The organism is Enterococcus sp. CWB-B31, from assembly GCF_020567645.1.
Lineage (GTDB): Bacteria > Bacillota > Bacilli > Lactobacillales > Enterococcaceae > Enterococcus_L.
Window position 1 is genome coordinate 76,831 of record NZ_JAJDJW010000003.1, and the last position, 15,244, is coordinate 92,074.

19 protein-coding genes are annotated in these 15,244 nt (G+C 35.1%); 16 read left to right on the forward strand and 3 right to left on the reverse strand.

Annotated features, from left to right (window positions below):
* Positions 1 to 31 precede the first annotated feature (31 nt).
* The 3 genes from LI954_RS04525 to LI954_RS04535 all read left to right on the forward strand — a co-directional run bounded on the left by LI954_RS04525 (position 32) and on the right by LI954_RS04535 (position 2,407).
* Positions 32 to 1,330, forward strand: a complete 1,299-nt coding sequence (locus LI954_RS04525; protein WP_229443803.1) for a PAAR-like protein — start codon at positions 32 to 34, stop codon at positions 1,328 to 1,330.
* Positions 1,330 to 1,857 (forward strand): DUF2247 family protein, encoded by a 528-nt coding sequence (locus LI954_RS04530; protein WP_229443804.1) that lies wholly within the window; start codon positions 1,330 to 1,332, stop codon positions 1,855 to 1,857. The genes LI954_RS04525 and LI954_RS04530 overlap by 1 nt, the downstream gene beginning before the upstream one ends.
* A 271-nt stretch (positions 1,858 to 2,128) precedes the next feature.
* Positions 2,129 to 2,407, forward strand: a complete 279-nt coding sequence (locus tag LI954_RS04535) for a hypothetical protein (RefSeq protein WP_229443805.1) — start codon at positions 2,129 to 2,131, stop codon at positions 2,405 to 2,407.
* Between the two features lie 233 nt (positions 2,408 to 2,640).
* Here LI954_RS04535 and LI954_RS04540 read toward each other — a convergent pair whose 3' ends face one another.
* Entirely contained in the window at positions 2,641 to 3,156 is a 516-nt protein-coding gene (locus LI954_RS04540; protein WP_229443806.1) for a helix-turn-helix domain-containing protein, read from the reverse strand.
* Positions 3,157 to 3,504: 348 nt separating this feature from the next.
* Here LI954_RS04540 and LI954_RS04545 point away from each other — a divergent pair, with 348 nt between their 5' ends.
* The 5 genes from LI954_RS04545 to LI954_RS04565 all read left to right on the forward strand — a co-directional run bounded on the left by LI954_RS04545 (position 3,505) and on the right by LI954_RS04565 (position 7,428).
* Entirely contained in the window at positions 3,505 to 4,554 is a 1,050-nt protein-coding gene (locus tag LI954_RS04545) for a replication initiation factor domain-containing protein (RefSeq protein WP_229443807.1), read from the forward strand.
* 188 nt (positions 4,555 to 4,742) lie between these two features.
* Entirely contained in the window at positions 4,743 to 5,972 is a 1,230-nt protein-coding gene (locus LI954_RS04550; RefSeq protein ID WP_229443808.1) for an IS110 family transposase, read from the forward strand.
* Between the two features lie 194 nt (positions 5,973 to 6,166).
* Positions 6,167 to 6,478: a hypothetical protein gene (locus tag LI954_RS04555; protein ID WP_229443809.1), complete on the forward strand. Its 312-nt coding sequence runs from the start codon at positions 6,167 to 6,169 to the stop codon at positions 6,476 to 6,478.
* A gap of 14 nt (positions 6,479 to 6,492) precedes the next feature.
* Entirely contained in the window at positions 6,493 to 6,846 is a 354-nt protein-coding gene (locus tag LI954_RS04560; RefSeq protein ID WP_229443810.1) for a hypothetical protein, read from the forward strand.
* Positions 6,847 to 7,149: 303 nt separating this feature from the next.
* Complete coding sequence (locus tag LI954_RS04565) at positions 7,150 to 7,428, forward strand: hypothetical protein (protein ID WP_229443811.1); 279 nt, start codon at positions 7,150 to 7,152, stop codon at positions 7,426 to 7,428.
* A gap of 239 nt (positions 7,429 to 7,667) precedes the next feature.
* On the opposite strand, the gene LI954_RS04570 is transcribed toward LI954_RS04565, so the two are convergent.
* Positions 7,668 to 8,183 carry a helix-turn-helix domain-containing protein gene (locus LI954_RS04570; RefSeq protein ID WP_229443812.1) on the reverse strand — a complete coding sequence of 172 codons (516 nt, stop codon included), beginning with the start codon at positions 8,181 to 8,183 and terminating at the stop codon, positions 7,668 to 7,670.
* 646 nt (positions 8,184 to 8,829) lie between these two features.
* Between LI954_RS04570 and LI954_RS04575 the strand changes: the two genes are divergently transcribed.
* The 7 genes from LI954_RS04575 to LI954_RS04605 all read left to right on the forward strand — a co-directional run bounded on the left by LI954_RS04575 (position 8,830) and on the right by LI954_RS04605 (position 12,903).
* Entirely contained in the window at positions 8,830 to 9,591 is a 762-nt protein-coding gene (locus tag LI954_RS04575; RefSeq protein WP_229443813.1) for an IS110 family transposase, read from the forward strand.
* Between the two features lie 33 nt (positions 9,592 to 9,624).
* Positions 9,625 to 10,050, forward strand: coding sequence for a transposase (locus LI954_RS04580; RefSeq protein ID WP_229443814.1), 426 nt, complete (start codon positions 9,625 to 9,627; stop codon positions 10,048 to 10,050).
* A 152-nt stretch (positions 10,051 to 10,202) separates the two neighbouring features.
* Complete coding sequence (locus LI954_RS04585; protein ID WP_229443815.1) at positions 10,203 to 10,523, forward strand: hypothetical protein; 321 nt, start codon at positions 10,203 to 10,205, stop codon at positions 10,521 to 10,523.
* A gap of 1 nt (position 10,524) precedes the next feature.
* Positions 10,525 to 11,124: a hypothetical protein gene (locus LI954_RS04590; RefSeq protein WP_229443816.1), complete on the forward strand. Its 600-nt coding sequence runs from the start codon at positions 10,525 to 10,527 to the stop codon at positions 11,122 to 11,124.
* Positions 11,125 to 11,387: 263 nt separating this feature from the next.
* Entirely contained in the window at positions 11,388 to 12,176 is a 789-nt protein-coding gene (locus tag LI954_RS04595; RefSeq protein WP_229443817.1) for a hypothetical protein, read from the forward strand.
* A complete protein-coding gene (locus tag LI954_RS04600; RefSeq protein WP_229443818.1) occupies positions 12,158 to 12,538 on the forward strand; it encodes a hypothetical protein in 381 nt (126 codons plus the stop codon). Before LI954_RS04595 ends, LI954_RS04600 begins: the two co-directional genes overlap by 19 nt.
* Positions 12,539 to 12,660: 122 nt before the next feature.
* Complete coding sequence (locus LI954_RS04605; protein WP_229443819.1) at positions 12,661 to 12,903, forward strand: hypothetical protein; 243 nt, start codon at positions 12,661 to 12,663, stop codon at positions 12,901 to 12,903.
* A 55-nt stretch (positions 12,904 to 12,958) separates the two neighbouring features.
* On the opposite strand, the gene LI954_RS04610 is transcribed toward LI954_RS04605, so the two are convergent.
* A complete protein-coding gene (locus tag LI954_RS04610; protein ID WP_229443820.1) occupies positions 12,959 to 13,672 on the reverse strand; it encodes a hypothetical protein in 714 nt (237 codons plus the stop codon).
* Between the two features lie 682 nt (positions 13,673 to 14,354).
* Between LI954_RS04610 and lepB the strand changes: the two genes are divergently transcribed.
* Entirely contained in the window at positions 14,355 to 14,897 is a 543-nt protein-coding gene (gene lepB / locus LI954_RS04615) for a signal peptidase I (RefSeq protein WP_324254747.1), read from the forward strand.
* Positions 14,898 to 15,244: the final 347 nt, after the last annotated feature.

The following is a 15,244-nucleotide window of genomic DNA, read 5'->3' on the forward strand; positions in this document are numbered from 1 at the left end:
GTTTAGTATTTGAAAAGATAGGGGGGATAAGATGGATTTATTTAGTTCTTTGCCTGGTTCGAAACCGTTGAATCAACAAAAAAAGAGTCCTTCTTTAACTGAATTATTAAGTGGAATCAATCTACCGGCATCCATGGGAGCCGAAAAAGAGTTCGTAGTGGAAAATGCACCAGCTAGCTGTAAATTTGGTACAGATATCTCTTTTATTCCTGCTTCAGGTGGTGAAGTAAAAATAGGATCACAACTCTTTTTAACAAAGGGAAATAAAAAAATTGAAGCACCTTACTTTGGAACTTGTTTAAAGCAGACAGCAGATAAGAAAAAAGAGGGAAAAGAGGAAGCGGTAGATTGCGTCCCCGATTGTGAACCTTATGAATGGACAAATCTAGAAGAAGCAACTACAGTTAGCGGAGAGGCAACTTTAACAGTTCGTTCAAAATTATCTTGTTTACATGCAGGTGTACCGGAAACAATCAATATACTTGATTCTGGACAAGGTACAGACGGCAAAGAAATGATGGAAAAATTGTTGGAGTATGATATATATGCTAAAATTGTATATGATATGGATGGCAATCCCCAAATTTTTTGGTCATTGGAACAAGATGGGCGCGGAGTCTATAATCCGGAAATGAGCAGATACTTAAAAAAAGTAGCACCTTACTTAAACTTCAATATCGTCAATTTCATCTCAAATGATGACTGGATCGAAAAAATTAATGAGGCAACAAGAAATGGTTATGACTATACAACCGGGAAAGATTATAATTGGTTTGTAAAATGGACAGGAATAGCCTCAATCTACGTGCTTGATGGTTATGAGTTTTTTACACAAACTGAATTAGGCATAGCGTTAATGACTTTAGGATTTGCATATGCTGATTATAGACTGGCGTATAATCAACCGAAGAATTTTAATGGAAATAAGAAAGCCAGTGGGGCTAATCAAAAAGTAGTAGAGGAAATAACCAATCCTGTTTTAGAAGCTCCTAGATCTGGAAGCGGACTGAAAGTTGATGATATTAAACCAGTTAAAGGGAAAGGTTCTGTTTATGATATTGACCTGTTAACAGGAAAACCACCTACAAAACAAACTCAAATTATTATAGATGAATTTCCTAATGTTCCAAAAGCACATGGTTTCTCTGATATTATTGATAATTATGCTGGTTTAGCAGAAGTCACGGATTTAGGTAATGCTAAATTATATCAAATTCAAGGAAGCCAAAATGGTGTTATGGGACGTTTTGAGTGGATAATTCAAGACGGAAAAGTTACGCACAGAATGTTTGTCAGAAATCCAGAATTGAATGGAGTGCCTATAAAATAATGAATTATATCGATGAATTTAAAAAAAATAATATTCCTTTTTCTTGGAATGAGCTTAAAATAGGTAGATTTGGTTATTCAGAAAACGAATTTTATTTACAGGGTATACTTGATGATGAATTTGTAATGAGGTACACCTTAGATTATCTATCTAAAAATGAAAATGAGGAAAATTCGTATGTGTGGGAGCTTGGAAGTCTATTTTCACCATATGACGAAAACGAAATATATAAGCTTCTTGATTTAATTGAAGATTCTAATGAAAAAGATTTGATGTCCTATTATAGATGGCGGTGGATTTTAGTCAATAATCTATTGAAGAAAATCTTAGATAAAGACTATGTAAATGCTTTGTTAGAAATTAGTGAATTCTGGCTTGATCTGAAATCCCCTTTCGATATGCCTTATCAATATCAAGGTGTGGAAAATGAATTACCCCCACAAGAATTTTATACTGAGGAACACTTATCTAAAGTTATTTCTGACCATAAAAAATGGTTGGAAGATGAAAAAGAGAAGTTAAATTAATAGTTATCAAAATAAAAAAGGCACTCTACTATCTGATTGGAGTCGGATAGTAAAGCCTTGACTAGTAAGCGTGAACTCACTAATCAAGTTGCCAATAGCTAACAAAAGCTAGCTGTATTTATTGTACAAAAATTCAGAGGACTTTTCTAGTCTTTTTGAATGTTTATTAAGTGTACAGTCAGCTAAATTGTAGACTATTGAAACGGTATTAGTGAGGAACAAACCACTGATACCGTTTTTTCGTGTATCAAAAATTGAAGGAGTGAAGAAAATGATTCAAACAAAAAATAAGCAACCAATCAAAGAAATTAGCCATCAAGATATTTATGAAGTCTATGATGTGTGGGAACAACTACAATCATGGCAAGAAGTGTTGCCTGTGCTAGAAAAATTCTTTGAGGATAAAGAGAGACCCGTCAATAAGCAACAAATCGCTAAGAAATACTATGCGTGTTCACAAATTTTTACTGTCTTTTATCTGGATTTTAGTCAAAGTATGAAAAAAATGGAGAAGCAACTACTAGAATTACGAAGCAAGAAAAAGGTCTGATGGTTTCGGAATGCTATTTTGCTAGATTCTGAGGGTGAATAAAGAAGAATTTAGAAGAACAGATTTTAATGTTAAAGCAAACGGTAGGCATGTTACGCTAAAAAAGCTCGAGGAACTAGCCAAAGTGATAGCTATTTTGTGAGTTCCTCGGGCACTGACAAAGGGGCATGCCTATTAATGAAAGTCAATGGCGATGAAATCGACGAAGTGAACCATTTACTTTTATTAGAGTGTTATTTAGTTGGTGGATTGATAACTATATCCATATCTAAATTCGATTTGTTTTGATTTTCGGTTGTTCGGATAATATTTTCAGCTAAATCATTGGCATAAAAATCAACTTCTTTTTGAATACGTTTATCATAAAGATAAAGAATCGCTTGTTTCAATTCAGATTCAGAAAATGTAGAAATTTGTTCTATGAAAAATTTGAAAATTTCATCAGTGAAATGCTCGGTCATAATATCGTAATGAGCCAAAAATGAAGCTTTTGATTGAACTGAATTAAGCAATTCCAGTTCTGAACGAGATTGAATGTTTTCTCTGCCAATTAATTGTTCAACGGGAGTTTCTAACACTTCTGAAATTTTTGATAAACGGTTTCCAGTTGGAAAAGTATTTCCTTTTTCATAATTAACAATGCTTTGTTTGGTTAACCCAATTTTTTCAGCGAGTTGAGATTGAGTGAGACCGCGTTTTTTACGGAGAAGTTTAAAGTTTTCTGCAAAGGTTTGAAATTCAGGATTCAAGTTAGCACCTCCATGATGATTTTATTATATTTTAACTTTAAGAAGAAAAAAAGTCAAAAAAAACTTTAATTTATTATTGACTGTTAAAATATAATTATGATAAAGTTTATTCGTAAGTTAAAATATAATTTTACTTTCCGTTTGGTCGTGGTGCCATGCGCGCGACGCCATCAAGGCAGGAGCGCAAGCAATGAGTGCCAACGACCAAACCGAGCGAAGCTCGTTGAAAGGGCGCAAAGTAACACCGCCCTGACATTTACTAAAATTTGAACAAAAATACTGATAGAACAGTATTTACAGCTCTTTGAAAACTGCATAAAAGGAACAAATTTGAAAGGGGGTGAGAAAATGAAGACAAGTAGAAAGAATTTATCGGTGTTGATTGATTGGTTAACGATTATCTTTGAAGAAACAGACGCATTCACAGTGATACAAAATTATCTTGATTTACCAGTTGAAGCCTTTGAAAAGGACTACAGAGGTGTGCAATACAAAGAATATGATACTCGTTATACATTTGGGCAAATTGTTCTTTACAGTATCGAACAACAACCCGATAAACAAGAATGTTATCTGACCTTAAGTGGGGAAGGCTGTCGACAAGTTGAGAAACACTTGAAAAGAAATCATCAGACATGGGAGTCCTTTTTTAGAAGCTGCTTTTCCTATTCAGATTCTGTTGTTCGTATGACACGAATAGATATTGCGATTGATGATAAAAACAAAGTACCATTCTTCACTATCAAAGAACTATATAAAAAGTGTGAAAATGAACTATATCAGTCAATTAGCCAAACGTATAGTTACACAGATAGTAAGTTCTCTCTAAATGATGGTGCTAAAACACTCTACATTGGGGCTAAAAAATCACGTGTTCGCTTTCGTTTCTATGATAAGGACAAAGAACAAGCCTTGAAACAAAAGCTACCAATGGACAATTTAAACAGTTGGAAACGGACAGAAATTCAATTAAGAGACGAATACGCCACACAAATGTGTCGACAGATAGCATTTAGTCAAAAGCCTTTAGGCGCTCTGATTTTTGGATTTTTGAAAGAGAATTTGACTTTCTACACTGAAACAGGTGAGTTATTTCGCCCGTGGGAACGATTTATTGGAAGTGTTGAACCACTGAAACTAAAAGCGACCAATGAACTCACGACTTTATGTGATACGCAAAACTGGTTAGAAACTGGTGGCGTATTAGCCATTCTAAAGGGCTTCAAATTATTAGAGGAACACAACGCTTTAGGCAATCTTCAATCCGTTGAACAGCTTTTACCACAAGCACTATTTAGTCGTTCCTTTAGTCAAAAACTCGTTGCCCATGTCTCTATGCTTAATCGAATAGACTTGGTAAAAATGATTCAAGACAACACAAAAAAAGCAGAATTTTAAAGATAAGAAACGAATTTCTTAGATTCAAAACTCTACCGTAGACAAGTTGAGTATACCACAATTTAAGAAATTCTCCAATTCAAGAAATGGGATAGGCTGACGCTTTCTTGCCCACTGCTCGCAACTTTGAGTATGTAGAGGCTTCAAACCGAGATTGCCACTCGTTGATTGAATAGAACTGGAGGACTATGGACAGAACCAAATATTTGTATGTAGGTATGGACATACACAAAGAAACGCATACCGCTGTATTACTGAATTATTTAGAAGAAAAACAAGGTGAAATCACCATTACGAACACCTTACAAGGATTTTACAAGCTAGAAAATTATGTATTGAAACAAAAAGGCGAACTGATTCCAATTTTTGGATTGGAAGATGTCACGCATTACGGAAGAAACCTCTCTATTTTTCTATTAGATAAAGGCTATCCAGTAAAAGAAGTCAATCCCTCCTTGTCTTTTATGGAACGAATGAGCTATGCCAGTACCAAGAAAAATGATAGTTGGGACGCACAATGTATTAGCGCTGTTCTCATGAGACGTTCACATCTTTTACCAGATGCCACACCACAAGATTATTATTGGACAATGCGCCATATTGTAAACCGAAGAAATGCGCTAGTCAAAAATTTAGGTGGGCTGACACGACAATTCCATGAACAACTACAAGTTGCTTATCCAAGCTATAAACAGTTTTTCCATGAATTAACCTGTGCGACCTCACTAGCTTTTTATGAAAGGTTTCCATCAGCTAAGTATTTAGCACAAGTATCAGAGGAAGAATTAGGAGCATTTTTGCGAATCCCAAGTCACAACACTTGTTCAATTAATCGGGCGAGAAAAATTCTTGATTTAGTCGCACAAGAGCAACAGCTAACTTTAGATTATCAACAAGAAAGAGATTGTCTTGTCCGAAGCATTGCCCAACAAATTCGCTTTATTTTAAGAGAGATTTCAACTATTGAGAAACTCGAAACGAAAATGTATCGACAATTAGGGTATCAATTGGAAACAATTCCAGGTGTAAATATCGTTACCGCCTGTTCCTTAGTCGCACATATAGGCGATATCCATCGATTTTCCAGTCCACATAAACTAGCAAATTATGCGGGAGTAGCGCCCTTACATTTTGGATCTGCGGGAAAAGGTAAAGATGTACAGAACAAGTCTCAAGGGAATAGAAATCTATATTCTACGCTATACTTTTTAGCCATACAACAAATCTACTTAACGAACAAGGGCGAAGCAAGAAATCCAGTGTATCGAGCGTACTTTGAGAAGAAAATATCAGAAGGAAAAACCAAAATACAGGCATTAATCTGTATCATGCGAAAGCTCATTCGAATTATCTATGTGATGATGAAGAAAAAAGTCGTCTATGAATTACCCGAACTGAAACAGAAGTCTGTAAGTTAGCGGAAATGTGTTAGAATATTGTTAAACCAATGTTCTAACACAAATTCTTAAAGGTAGATTTCAGCCCAGAGAAAGCTAGTGGGGCTAATCCTCCTAAAACAGATTTTGGCGCAGAGAACCCTGTATCTGGAAAAGATTGGAATAATTATTTTAAAGATAAATATGGTGCTGGAAATGTTCAGTGGAAGAATCCCGTGAGTTCAATAAGTGAACTAATGGAGAATCCTAGCTCTTTAATTAACGTTAACCCTGCAGATGTTGCTGGTTTTGTAAAAAGAGAAGGATGGACGGTGACGCCTCTGAAAAAAGGTGGAAGTGCAGGTATTCCCTATGAAGAAGGCGGAGGATTTAGTATGAATCCTCCCAAAGGAACTAGTGGAGGTTCAAGATATATTCAGTATCACCCTGGAAATGGTCACCATGGAGAAGTTCCTTATTATAAGATATCACAACCGAATAAACCAACAGTTAGAATTTATATGGACGGCAGATATGAAATTGACTAGGGAGGAAATATTTAATGAACAATTATAATAATGTGGATGATTTAATAGCTATTCATGATTTACTTATTAAAAATTTGCAGATTTTTTCTAGTAGTTTTAAAATTCAAAAGGAGAAATATAAACATGCCGTTTTATCGGACGAATTAGCTTCTGATTTTTCCGATATTGATATTGAAAGAATGAAAATCTTATTTGAAAACGGCTGGATAACGGAAGAACAGTTAAATTTAGGGGAAAAAATAAACTCATTTTTGGAAGAAATGAATAAGGATAAGAGTTTATGGACGGATGAAGCTGTGAAAAAATCTTTGGAATGGGAAAAATGTAGAGAAATGGGATTAGAATTATTAAAATCTTTGGGATATTAAAAGAATTTTGGTTTGAATGGAGTAAAAATTCATAAAATAAAAAAGGCACTTTACCATCCGATTGGCGTCGAATAGTAAAGCCTTGATAGTAAGGTATACACTCACTAATCAAGTTGCCAATAGCTAACAAAAAGCTAACTGTATTTATTGTACAAAAATTCAAGAGACTTTTCTAGTCTTTTTGACTGTTTATTTGAAGTACAATCAGTTAAGTTGTAGACTATTGAAACGGTATTAGTGAGAAAACGACCACTGATACCGTTTTTTCGTGTATCAAAAAATAAAATCTTGGAGGAAAAGAAAATGAACACAACAAAAAATAAACAACCGATTAAGGAAATCAGCCATCAAGATATTTACAGTATTGTGGATTTGTGGGAACGTTTGAAATCGTGGGAAGAGGTGCTAATCGTGTTAGAAAAATTCTTTGAAGGGGATAGCCGCCCATTGAACAAGCAACTGATTGTCCGCCGTTATTATGCTTATTCGCAAGTATTCACGTTGTTCTATCTGGATTTTAGCCAGTCCATACAAGAGATGGAGAGCCAGCTTGTTGAGTTGCGCCAACGCAAAAAGGTCTGAGTGTTTTGGTCTTACAGCCTATTTTGCTAGATTCTGAGGGTGAAGAAAGAATATTTTAGAAGAACAGATTTAACTGCTAAAGCAAACGGTAGGCATGTTAAGCTGAAAAAGCTCGAGGAACTAGCCAAAGTAATAGCTATTTTGTGAGTTCCTCGGGCACTGACAAACGGACATGCCTAATCCCGTAAGTCAATAGCGACGAAGGAGAACGAAGTGGTCTATTGACTTATGGGATAGTGTTACTCGTCGAAATGGTTAAGAATAATATCCATATCTGGAACAGACTGATGGTTGCTTTCTGTTGAGTCAACAATATTTTGAGCCAGTTTTTTAGAATGAACGGTTGTTTTTTCAAGTATCTCTTTTTCATGTAGATATAAAATAGCTTGATGTAACTGGCTGGTTGAAAAATGTGAAAGAACATCTAATAAATAACTGTGTAAATCTTCAAGAGAGTATTCAATTGTAATATCATATCCAGCAAGATAAAATGCTTCATTCTCCACGGCTGCCAGCAAATCCTTCTCAGATTCCATCTGAACATTTTCTGTACCCAGTAACTGTTCAGGAGTGATTTCTAAGGCTTCTAAAAGCTTGGCTAAACGATTGCCAGTAGGAAAAGTATTTCCTTTTTCGTAATTAATGATACTTTGTTTAGTTAGACCAATTTTTTCAGCTAATTGCGTTTGAGAAAGTTTTCGTTCCTTGCGGATTAATTTGAGATTTTCTGCAAATGTTTGAATCTCAGGGTTCATAATGAAACCTCCTTATAAATGGTTTGTAAATATTTTACCTTTAAAAGTAGTGGGAGTCAAAAAGGTAAATAAAAAATAATGACGGGTAAAATAATATTATGCTATATTATCATTGTAGTATCTATTAGGTATGTTAAAAATATACTATCTGCTCGTGTTCCCGAGCGCGCGATGTCGGAGACAAGAGCGCTAGCACGAGGGACAAACGATCAGAAACGAGCGAAGCTCGCAGGAGGGCGTAAAGTAACACCGCCCTGACATTCATCGGAAATTGAATAGAAACGTTGATTTATCAGTATTTCCAGCAATTTAAAAAGTGCATTGAAATGATCATTTTAGGAGGTGGTTCAATCGAAAAAAAATAAGCCCCCACTACTAATAGGGGGGCTAGGCGTACAAAACTATATGATTACGATTTAGAATTAAGTCAATTTGTAAATCAAAAAAAGCAGAGTTTCAAAAATAAGAAACGAATTTCTTAAATTTAACACTCTACCCTCGCAAGTTGAGTATATCATAATTTAAGAAATTCTCCAATTCAAGAAATTAGATAGGCTGACGCTTTCTTGCCCACCACTCCGTTAGGAACGGTAGAGACTTCAAACTGAGATTGCCACTATTTTGATTGAATAGAACAGGAGAAATAATGGACAGAACAAAGTATCTTTATATTGGTATGGATATACATAAAGAAACTCATACCGCTGTATTACTGAATTATCTAGAAGAAAAACTAGGAGAAATCAAAATCAAGAACACGCTACAAGGTTTTCATAAGTTAGAAGATTACGTACTGAAACAAAAAGGAGAACTGATTCCAATTTTTGGATTGGAAGACGTCATTCATTACGGAAGAAATTTATCTATCTTCTTACTCGATAGAGAGTATCCAGTAAAAGAAGTGAATCCGTCACTTTCGTATATGGAACGAATGAGCTATGCTAGTACACGAAAGAATGATACATGGGACGCCCAATGTATTAGTGCTGTATTAATGAGACGCTCTCACCTTTTGCCAGACGCCAACCCTCAAGACTATTACTGGATAATGCGCCATTTAGTCAATTGGAGAAATGCACTGGTCAAGGCAAGTACAAAATTGATGCAACAATTTCATGAACAGATACAAACAGCATACCCGAATTACAAAGGATTTTTCAAAGAATTAGACTGTAGAACCTCCCTTACCTTCTTTGAACACTATCCGTCACCAAAATACTTAGAACATGTATCAGAGGACGAATTAGGCGCATTTTTGAGAGTTCCTAGTCATAATACCTGTTCAACGAACAGAGCTCGTAAAATCCTTGATTTAGTGGCACAGGAGACGAGCAAAGAACGAGACTATCAATTTGCCCGAGATACAGTCATTCAAAGCATTACACGGCAATTGAGAGCCTATCAATGAGAAATTAAGGAACTAGAACGTACGGAAAAACTAATGTATCAAGAATTAGGCTATCAGCTTGAGACAATGCCAGGAATTGATATCGTAACGGCATGTGCCTTAGTTGGTCATATAGGGGATATTCAACGATTTAAAAATTCGGATAAACTGGCGAATTATGCAGGTGTCGCACCATTGAGATTTAGTTCAGCAGGTAAAGGAAAAGATTTTCAAAACAAGTCACAAGGGAATAGGAAACTGTATTCGACACTGTACTTCCTAGCGATACAACAAATTTACCTGACGAATAAAGGAGAACCACGAAATCTAGTGTTTCGGGCTTATTTCGAGCGAAAAGTGTCAGAAGGAGAAACAAAGATACAAGCGTTGTTGTGTATTATGAGAAAATTAGTTAAGATAATTTATAGCATGATGAAACAAAAAAAATGTATAAATTGCCTGAAATTGAGGAGAAAATAACAAGTTAAGAAAAATAGGTTAAAACGTTGCTATATCAGCGTTTCAACTGATTTTTAAACAGAGTGCTTCCCCGCCCCGAGAAAGCTAGTGGGGCTGATGTGCCAAATAGTTCGAAGAATATCACCCAATATCAAAAATATAAGGATGAGCTGATGAAAGGTGATATACTAGACAACTCAACACCTATTATATCAGGCTCTGATTTAAAAGACCCTAAGTTAGTTTCTGAACTTACTAAGAATGGGGACTCTATGACAGATTGGGCTAAAATGGAGTCTGCATATAGTTATGAAACTACAATGGGGAAAGGTAAGATTCACTATTATAAAAATTTAAAAACAGGTGAAATTAATTTCTACGATGCGAAAATGAAGATCCCTATTCCTAAAGACCTTAGAATTAGAGAAGGAATTACTGATCTTTTTTGGATCGTAGACTTGGATAGTAATTTTATACCACAAGGGGTTAGATAGTATGATTGTAAAAGCTGTTTCTAATAAGGATAAGAGAGATATTACGATTAATAAACTTTATCCAGTTGTTTTAAAAGAAAATGAAGTAATAAGGATAGTAGATGATTTTGGAGGGTTATCAATATACAAACTTCAAGATTTCAAAGTATATAAAGAAAATATCAGTTCATATAACAAAAGGACAAATTCTTTAGTTTATAATTTAGTTGACTATGCAACTTTTTTAGAAAATTACTATAATAATGAAAAGAAAGCTGTGATTGATTTATCTAATAGTCAGTTAAATATATTTGAAGAGGATTTAAATTCAGATGAACTAGTTGAGTTGATCATTTCAAAAGATTATTCAAGTGATGAGAAAGTAGTATTTATTGAAGCAATTGAAAATAAAATAACTAAGCATTCAGTTAAAGTGTTGGCTAAGTATTTCCAAAATGTTTATGACGTAGAGCCAGAATTATTATTGTCAATTTGTAAACTTTTATCTAAATATCAAAATCAAGAAGTATACGATCTATTTTTAAAGTATATCAGTGATGATATGCTTGATAATGGCATGGTGCAAAATATGCTTGTTGAGTATTTTAATAATTGTAACTAAAAAAGGCACTTTACCACTTGATTGCAGTCGAGCGGTAAAGCTTTGAGTAGTAAGCCAGAACTCACTAATCAAGTTGCCAATAGCTAACAAAAAGCTAGCTGTATTTATTGTACAGGAAAAGCAGGGGATTTTCTAATCTCTGTGTGTATTTCCTGTACTCTAAAAGCTGGAAATATGTAGTTATTGAAACGAGAGTGGGACAATAATCAGTTTTTTTTCTGACTATTCTCCTACTATGCACCCATGGAGGAACCATTTCCATCGTGAGAAATGGTCAGGGAGGGCTGTTTGATTTTGGGAGTCAGATGGGAGAAGATTGGTATAATTTCCTGTATACTGTATTGCCGGCAGAACAATGGGATCGATTCTGGACAGGAAGAGATCAACAGACACTGGAACCCCTGAGTGATGCAGAACGTCTTTTTTCTTTGGCTCTTGTAGTTCTGGAAATCTTCGGACCAAAGCTTAGTAAAGCCTACTCAAGTTATCTGAACAGAGCGGATGATTTTTATGAGTTTCGTAAGATGGCAGAGATGTATAGATATTACGATGATGTGTATGATGTGGCTAATAGTGCTAAGAAAGTCAGTGGACTTGATTATCTAGACGACCAGCTAGGAAGCATGAAAAATAATGTAAAAGTTAATAAATATGAATCAGCCGAAAATGTTAATAATTGGTGGAAAAATCAAGGATATACGGAACCGCCATATACTTCTAAAACAGTGGTTCAAGATTTAAATTTATTAGATGAAGGAAAATTTGTAAGAGTTTATGACAAAACTAATTCTAATTTGCATGGAGGATGGCTTATGAAAGCAGATGATATTAAAGGGTTAACTCCTGCTCAAATTCAAGATAAATTTGCTCTCCCTCATTTACCAGAATACGTTGGAGAAGTAACATTACCAAAGGGAACCAATTTACGAATGGGTGAAGTAAATCCATTGTTTGGACATAAAGGTGGAGGAGTTCAATTTGACTTGAAAGGTCAATATGTTGGGGATTTTAAAGAAATAGGAACTATTAAAGAATGGAGCGGATTAAAATAGATAATAAAGTTGAATACGTGAATAATGAATTAACAATTTCAGGAAAGAAAATAGTATTTCAATATAATATATCTGAACTGAAATCAAATAATAATTATATTTTTGTACGGTTAGAGATTCCTTCTGGACGAAAATTAACCGAAGAAGAGTTTTGTAATGTTGTTGCTGTTGATGAATCTGGAAGTATTAAGTGGCAAATAAAAAATATTCCTCCAAAAAATAATCCAGACTATATTTGTGCTCCAATAGTAGGGATGAATCTAGATGTAAATAATATATTATTTGTTACTGATTTTATGGGAAGAAAATTTCAGGTTAATCAAGATACAGGCGATTTACAACAAATTGAAATTGTAAAATAAAAAAGGCACTTTACTATCTGATTGGAGTCGGACAGTAAAGCCTTGAATAGTAAGGATAAACTCACTAATCAAGTTGCCAATAGCTAACAAAATCTAGCTTTATTGTAGAAGCTGAACAGAAAATGATAAGGGATGTTGATCCTTCACTGGACTTTACCGTCATCAATGACCTGTTTTTTCAGGTAATTGAACCGTATCAGGATGTCCGAGATGTCTTTGTTCTTATCTCGATAAATTTTGTGAATGGCTCATTGGAATATGGTTTGTTGGTAAGTGGGGACAGAAATTTTTCTCGTCACAAATTTAGTTCCTGTGAAGAGTTGGCAGTGTTTATCAAAAACGAGGATACTGCTCCCAATATCTAAAAGTCAGCAATCCGCTTCCTGGTTGAGAAGTGAACTGCTGACTTTTTTTCAACGATTACTGATCTTCTTTTTCCTGATCGTCTGTATATTGAGCATCAGAATGTTCCGGTTGTTGATAAGAATCCGGTTGCGGAGAATAGTCATTTTCAGCTGTTTGCTCGTTGTATTGATCTGTTTGATTGTATTGATTATTTGTATACTCAGAATAGCGGTCAGAGTGACCGTATTCGTTTGTCTGATTATCATATGACTGATTATCGTACGGATTTTCTGTTTGCTGACTATCTTCATATTGATGATTGGTCGGGCTGTCAGAGTATTGGTCAGGTTGTGAATAATAATCATTTTGCTGTTCAGAATAGTAATTCTGATCGTAGGAATTCTCAGAGGTTTGCTGCTCATACTGGGTTCCCTGATCATAATGCTGCTCGGATGAGTAGTTTTCATTCATCTGATCGTTTTGATAGTATGTATCATTAGGATAGTTATCCTGATAAGTATGCTCTTGCGGCTGATTCGTATAATAAGCGTCCTGATTGGAATAAGCTGTCTGATTTGTCTGTTCCTGTTCAGCTGTTTCGTCATTTAGATAGACGTAATTTTGCTGATCTGTCGGCTGTTGCGGCTGGGCAAATTTTTCAACAATTTTATTTCTCAGTCGCTCTTGTTTTTCTTCTCTATCTTTTGTCAGTGTTAAGTAAATAATCAGTATAATCATGATGATGGTTAAAATGATCAGCCCAATATATTGACCGAATGATATAAACATGATGACCTCCTCAGTCATTTTGATTTTCTTTCAGAGTCTAGTGTATCAAATGTTTCTTTTTCCGTCACCCTTTTTAAAGTTATTTTTAAAAGACTTAAGGTGCAAGAGGGCTATTTTGATGGGCTGTAAGTCTAAAAATGGTCGTTCTTTTATTTAGACAGGATACATTTTTGCTTCAAATAGTAACAGCGAGGCAGAAAATAAATGAAGATTTCTGAGACTTTTTCCGGGATTTAACGACTATAACGGAACCGTCATATAAAGTTCAAAATAGAAAAATAATTTGTTCTCAAAATCTTCACAACTTCAATGTATTATGAACTCATACCAATAAACAAACCCTAACAAACACTTTTTCATTTTTAACTCCTTTCCCACCCTCCCCCAAAGGGTGGGTAGTTTTTTGGGCTAAATTAAGCAGAAGGGATGAGAGAGGGGATATCTATTTATTTTAGAATTAGCAAAGGCGTCGTTAGAACTGTTCATTTTTAACGAATTTTACTTAAGATAGTTTATGAGCAGCTGCTGTCTGTGTGGTCATATACGGGCTGATTTTACATTTACAGCTAAAGTTTTATCAGATTATGTCAAGACAGCCGTTAATTATTTATTAATAGAGACAAATAAGTTTGGTTAGAGATATTGAGTGTGGTAAACTATAGAAAGTAAGCATTTTGGAGGAATAATTTTGAAATCAAAAGAGATGTTAAAGACTATATTATTTTTTGTCGGACTTGCATCCATTCTGTTTTTATTGAGACAGTTTGTATTCATGCCGGTAGTTGTAAAAGGTCATTCGATGGATCCGACATTGGCAGACGGGGAACGGGTGATTGCATTAAAAAATACTGGAGTGGATCGATTTGATATCGTAACCTTCCCGGCTCCCGATGAAGAAAATAAAAATTACATTAAACGGGTGATTGGACTTCCCGGTGAAACAATTGAGTATAAAAACGATGTGTTGTATGTGGACGGTAAGGAAGTAGATGAACCGTATCTGGATCAGTTTAAGAAAGACTTAACGGACGGCGGTCCTCTGACCTATGATTTTTCCCTGGAACAGCTGGACGCAGAGAAAGTACCGGAGGGTGAATATTTTGTGCTGGGTGACAACCGCAGAAATTCAAAAGATGGACGGATGATCGGCTTTGTAAGCGAAGAAAAGATTTCCGGAAATGTTAAATTCGTCCTATGGCCGTTCAGTCGATTTGGAACGATCTAGAGCTGGAAAGAAGCGGCTCGTTTTCAGCAGATTGATATTTGTTAATAGGCGAAATAAATGAAGAACATTGATAGTTAATCTATTTTTGACAATACTAAAACTGGGATCAGCAGTGTTCCCGGTTTTTTGTTTGGAGTAAAATGAAAAAATAAAGCTGATTGACTTGTATTCTGCGTATTTCATTTTGATCGGTCATTATTAATCAGAGTGGGATTGTATTAGGATGTGTCAGAAAACAATAAAGGAAGCTGGAGCAGCAATGCTTTAAAGTTCACTCATTTCATTATTTCGAAACTAGTTGCTGCTAGAGTTTTCAGACTGGTCCTAGTCAGTATACTGAAATCAGT

Coding starts and splice junctions, on each gene's coding strand:
- LI954_RS04525 (WP_229443803.1), top strand. CDS start 32: ATGGATTTATTTAGTTCTTTGCCTGGTTCGAAACCGTTGAATCAACAA.
- LI954_RS04530 (WP_229443804.1), top strand. CDS start 1,330: ATGAATTATATCGATGAATTTAAAAAAAATAATATTCCTTTTTCTTGG.
- LI954_RS04535 (WP_229443805.1), top strand. CDS start 2,129: ATGATTCAAACAAAAAATAAGCAACCAATCAAAGAAATTAGCCATCAA.
- LI954_RS04545 (WP_229443807.1), top strand. CDS start 3,505: ATGAAGACAAGTAGAAAGAATTTATCGGTGTTGATTGATTGGTTAACG.
- LI954_RS04550 (WP_229443808.1), top strand. CDS start 4,743: ATGGACAGAACCAAATATTTGTATGTAGGTATGGACATACACAAAGAA.
- LI954_RS04560 (WP_229443810.1), top strand. CDS start 6,493: ATGAACAATTATAATAATGTGGATGATTTAATAGCTATTCATGATTTA.
- LI954_RS04565 (WP_229443811.1), top strand. CDS start 7,150: ATGAACACAACAAAAAATAAACAACCGATTAAGGAAATCAGCCATCAA.
- LI954_RS04570 (WP_229443812.1), bottom strand. CDS start 8,183: ATGAACCCTGAGATTCAAACATTTGCAGAAAATCTCAAATTAATCCGC.
- LI954_RS04575 (WP_229443813.1), top strand. CDS start 8,830: ATGGACAGAACAAAGTATCTTTATATTGGTATGGATATACATAAAGAA.
- LI954_RS04580 (WP_229443814.1), top strand. CDS start 9,625: ATGTATCAAGAATTAGGCTATCAGCTTGAGACAATGCCAGGAATTGAT.
- LI954_RS04585 (WP_229443815.1), top strand. CDS start 10,203: ATGAAAGGTGATATACTAGACAACTCAACACCTATTATATCAGGCTCT.
- LI954_RS04590 (WP_229443816.1), top strand. CDS start 10,525: ATGATTGTAAAAGCTGTTTCTAATAAGGATAAGAGAGATATTACGATT.
- LI954_RS04600 (WP_229443818.1), top strand. CDS start 12,158: ATGGAGCGGATTAAAATAGATAATAAAGTTGAATACGTGAATAATGAA.
- LI954_RS04605 (WP_229443819.1), top strand. CDS start 12,661: ATGATAAGGGATGTTGATCCTTCACTGGACTTTACCGTCATCAATGAC.
- LI954_RS04610 (WP_229443820.1), bottom strand. CDS start 13,672: ATGTTTATATCATTCGGTCAATATATTGGGCTGATCATTTTAACCATC.